Here is a 5,394-nt window from a genome sequence, read left to right on the forward strand (position 1 = left end):
TTTACAGCAGCAGATATTACTTTACCTGTAACAGCAATTACGGATTGTGATGGTGATGGAGAAACAAGTGATACGGATCCAAATGATACGGATCCATGTATTGGAGGAGATTTAACAAATGTAGATTTAACAGACACAACAAGTGACTGGGCAACTGCAGATTGTGATGGTGACGGAGTAAGTAACTTAGACGAGGTGGATCCTGATGGAGACGGCGTTCAAGGACCAAACGACACCGATCCAAACGATGCATGTGAATTTACAGCAACAGATATTACTTTACCTGTAACAGCAATTACGGATTGTGATGGTGATGGAGAAACAAGTGATACGGATCCAAATGATACCGATCCATGTATCGGAGGAACATTATCAAGTGTAGATTTAACAGACACAACAAGTGACTGGGCAACTGCAGATTGTGATGGAGATGGAGTAAGTAACTTAGACGAAGTGGATCCTGATGGAGACGGCGTTCAAGGACCAAACGACACAGATCCAAATGATGCATGTGAATTTACAGCAACAGATATTACATTACCTGTAACAGCAATTACAGATTGTGATGGCGATGGAGAAACAAGTGATACGGATCCAAATGATACCGATCCATGTATCGGAGGAACATTATCAAATGTAGATTTAACAGACACAACAAGTGACTGGGCAACTGCAGATTGTGATGGAGATGGAGTAAGTAACTTAGACGAGGTGGATCCTGATGGAGACGGCGTTCAAGGACCAAACGACACCGATCCAACCGATGCTTGTGAGTTTACTGCAACAGGTATTACTTTACCTGTAACAGCGATTACAGATTGTGATGGCGATGGAGAAACAAGTGATACGGATCCAAATGATACGGATCCATGTATTGGAGGAACATTATCCAATGTAGATTTAACAGACACAACAAGTGACTGGGCAACTGCAGATTGTGATGGAGATGGAGTAAGTAACTTAGACGAAGTAGATCCTGATGGAGACGGCGTTCAAGGACCAAACGACACAGATCCAAACGATGCATGTGAATTTACAGCAACAGATATTACTTTACCTGTAACAGCAATCACAGATTGTGATGGTGATGGAGAAACAAGTGATACGGATCCAAATGATACGGATCCATGTATTGGAGGAACATTATCCAATGTAGATTTAACAGACACAACAAGTGATTGGGCAACTGCAGATTGTGATGGTGACGGAGTAAGTAACTTAGACGAGGTGGATCCTGATGGAGACGGCGTTCAAGGGCCAAACGACACAGATCCAAATGATGCATGTGAATTTACAGCAACAGATATTACTTTACCTGTAACAGCAGTTACAAGTTGTGATACGGATGGAGATGGTGTATTAGATAGTGTTGAAATTTTAAACGGAACGGATCCAAATAATCCATGTTCTTATAATGTAGACGATATTACAGAACCAATCACAGTTTCAATTGATTGTGATGGAGATGGAGTTATTGATATTGACGAAATTATGGATGGTACAGATCCACATGATTATTGTGATCTTGTAATAGAGAGCGCAACAGTGGATCCTTCTGCAGCTTGGTTAGCAGATGATTGTGATAATGATAATGTACCAAATGGAGAAGAGTTAGGTTACGGAGATACCGATGGAGATGGTATGCCTAACTTCAATGATACAGATGATGATAATGATGGAGTATTAACTATTAATGAAGATTACACAGATACAGATGTATCAGATGGAGAAGTAGATCCAACAGGAGATGGTTTACCTGCAAATGAGGATACAGATGGAGATGGTACACCTGATTATTTAGATACGGATGATGATAATGATGAGATTCTAACAAGTGATGAATACCCTGGTGATGGATTTGGTTTCGATGCGTTTGATAGTGACGGAGATGGTCTTCCAGATTATCTAGAAGTAGATAATGGAGTTTTAGCAGAATCGGATGATGATATTGAAATATTCAACGCGGTAACGCCTAATGGAGATTATGATAATGACGTCTTTACAATTGAAAATATTGAATTGTTCCCAGAGAATCAGGTAAGAATTTATAATAGATGGGGAGTTTTAGTATATGATGCTTTAGGATACGGTCAGAATGGAGAGTATTTTAGTGGTAGATCAGATGGTAGAGTTACTATTAGTGAAGATGAATTATTACCAGAAGGTACTTATTTCTACATAGTGTCTTACGTTAAGAACGGAGAGACTAAAGAAAAAGCAGGTTATTTATATATCCATAGATAGAATTAAAAAAGGAGGTAGATTAGCGTCTACCTCCATTTATAAAATAAAAATAATAGATTATAATGAAAAATAAAATCTTACTATTAGTTATTAGTATTAGCACTACTTTTTGCTTAGAAAGTTTTGCACAGCAGGAAGCTCAATATACCCAGTATATGTATAATACAATGAGTATAAACCCTGCCTATGCTGGTTCGAGAGAAGTGTTAAGCGTTGTTGGTTTATACAGAACACAATGGGTAGGCCTAGATGGTGCTCCTGAGACACAAACGCTAGGTGTTCATTCGCCTATTGGAAGTAGTGAAAAGCTAGGTCTAGGATTGTCTATCATTAATGATAATATTGGGCCAACCCATGAAACTAACTTTGATATTGATTTTTCTTATACTTTTCATACTTCAGATAAAGGAAGATTTTCTTTTGGATTAAAAGGAGGAGGTCATTTATTAAATATTAATTATGATGAGCTTAAACGATATAATACAGATGCTGTATTACCAACAGGATCTATAAGTGAGTTTTCACCTAACGTAGGAGTTGGTTTATACTATCGTCATGCTGATAAATGGTATTTAGGTGTTTCTGCTCCAAACCTATTGGAAACAGAACATTTGGATGAAGTAACCTTATCTACAGCAACCGAAAGAATTCATTATTATTTAATTGGAGGTTATGTTTTTGATTTATCAGAGAATTTAAAATTTAAGCCAGCATTTTTAGGTAAAGCTGTGCAAGGAGCTCCTTTACAGGTAGATTTAACAGCAAACTTTTTAATAAACGATAAGCTTACTTTAGGTGCTGCTTATAGATGGAGTGCTTCTTTAAGTGCATTAGCTGGTTTCCAAATTACGGAAGGATTAATGATTGGTTTGGCATATGATAAAGAAACTACTGAACTTGGTAAAACTAAATTTAATAGTGGTTCTTATGAAATCATGTTAAGATTTGAATTGTTCAAAAAAGATAGTAAAATTATTTCTCCTAGATTCTTCTAAATAAAAGATTATGAAATTATATAAACTTACATTAATTGCCTTTTTTGGTTTCTTTATATCTATAGGGTATGCCCAAAAAGGAAAAATTAAAAAAGCAAGTAAACAATATGACCAATTTAGCTACGTAAAAACAAGTGAAATTTTACTTGAAGTTGCAGAAGCGGGTCATAAGTCTGTCGATTTATTTCAAAAACTGGGTAACTCTTTCTATTTCAATAATAAAATGGAAGAGGCTACAAAATGGTATGGAGAATTAATGGCTTTAGATGAACCTTTAGATGCGGAATACTACTTTAGATATGCACAAGCATTAAAGTATGGCGAAAACTATGAAGAATCTGATAAATGGATGACAAAATTCAATGAATCTAAATCTAATGATTCTAGAGGAAGAGCTTTTGCTTCGACAGTAAACTATCTTGCTAAAATTGAAAAGGCAAGTAAAGATTTTGAAGTAACTAATATGGACTTTAATTCTGAAGTTTCAGATTTTGGTACCACCCAATATAAAAACAAATTAATATTTGCCTCTTCTAGAGGAGATGGTAAAAGTTATGGATGGAATGATCAACCATTTTTAGATTTATATGCAGTAGAAAAACAAGAAGATGGTACCTATATTAATGTAGAAAATTATGATGAAACTGTAAATACACCGTATCATGAATCTACACCTTCATTTACACCAGATGATCAATTAATGTTTTTTACTCGTAATAACTATACAAACAAAAAACTAAAAAGAGATAGTGAAGATGTTACTAGGTTAAAGATTTACAGAGCTAGACTGCAAGAAGATGAAACTTGGGGAGATATAGAGTCTGTGCATTTTAATAGTAACCAATACAGTGTAGCACATCCATCGATTAACGTATACGGAACAAAATTATATTTTGCTTCAGATATGCCAGATACGCAAGGGAAGTCCGATTTGTATGTCGTAGATATTAATACGGATGGTACTTTAGGGAAACCTGTAAATTTAGGATCTAAAATAAATACAGAAGGACAAGAAACATTTCCTTTTATTAACGAAAGAGGAGATTTATTCTTTTCCTCTAATGGCTATCCTGGTTTAGGAGGTTTAGATGTATATGTAATTAGAGATTTTGAAAATAAATATGCAAGTAGTTCTACTCTAGCTGTAGAAAATTTAGCAAAGCCTATTAATAGTCCGCAAGATGATTTTGCGTACTATGAAAACTTAGGTACTAATGAAGGTTTTTTCTCTTCTAATAGACTAAACGGAAAAGGAGATGATGATATTTATAGTTTTGCAGCAAAAGAAACCAAGTGTGAGCAAATTGTAGAAGGTATAGTTAAAGATAAAAACACAAGGGAATTATTGTCAGAAGCTACCGTTATCTTATTTGATAAAGACGGAAAAGAAATGCAACGATTAGTGGTTGAATGGGATGCCTCTTTTACTTTTAATTTAGACTGTGAAGAAGAATATTTAGTACGTGCGCAGAAACAAGATTATGCTTCAGATGAAGTACGTTTTACTACGCCAAGTACAAAACAAGAATTAGATTTAGAACTTAACTTATCTAAAGAGGTTAGAGAAATTAAAGTTGGTACTGATTTAGCTCAAGTATTAGATATTCCAATTATTTATTTCGATTTTGATAAATCTAATATTAGACCAGATGCAGCATTAGAATTGCAAAAAGTAATAGCGGTAATGAAGCAATATCCTAATATGAAAATAGATGTACGTTCGCATACAGATTCTAGAGCTCCTTATAGTTATAACGAAGCATTATCTAAAAGAAGAAATAAATCGACTATAGCACATATTATTAAAGTGGGTTTAATAGATGCTAATAGATTAACAGGAAATGGTTATGGAGAAAGAAGGTTAACTAATAGATGTTCTGACGGTGTACCATGTACAGAAGAAGAACACCAACTTAATAGACGTAGTGAGTTTATTGTAGTTTCCATGGACTAACAAAAAATAAAGTAAATAAAAAAACCACCAATTTCTTGGTGGTTTTTTTATTTCTATTCAATGTCACGTCCTGAAATAGCGATACACTAAAACCTTAGTGTAATGAAACCAATAGAAAAGACGGACTACGTCAAGCGTACTCAAAAGGATTACTCTCTTTCTTTTAAGTTAGAAGTTGTCATGGAAATCGAGCAAGGATTT

At 34.8% G+C, this 5,394-nt stretch carries 3 protein-coding genes; all 3 read left to right on the top strand.

Annotated elements, in window-relative coordinates:
- The coding region (locus tag ACVCXO_RS00170) for a T9SS type B sorting domain-containing protein (RefSeq protein WP_452227583.1) at positions 1 to 2,244 on the top strand (2,244 nt) is incomplete at its 5' end.
- Between the two features lie 62 nt (positions 2,245 to 2,306).
- A complete protein-coding gene (locus tag ACVCXO_RS00175; protein WP_452227584.1) occupies positions 2,307 to 3,239 on the top strand; it encodes a PorP/SprF family type IX secretion system membrane protein in 933 nt (310 codons plus the stop codon).
- 10 nt (positions 3,240 to 3,249) lie between these two features.
- Entirely contained in the window at positions 3,250 to 5,193 is a 1,944-nt protein-coding gene (locus ACVCXO_RS00180) for an OmpA family protein (RefSeq protein ID WP_452227585.1), read from the top strand.
- The last annotated feature ends 201 nt before the right edge of the window (positions 5,194 to 5,394 follow it).

Source organism: Lacinutrix sp. MEBiC02404, from assembly GCF_053601575.1.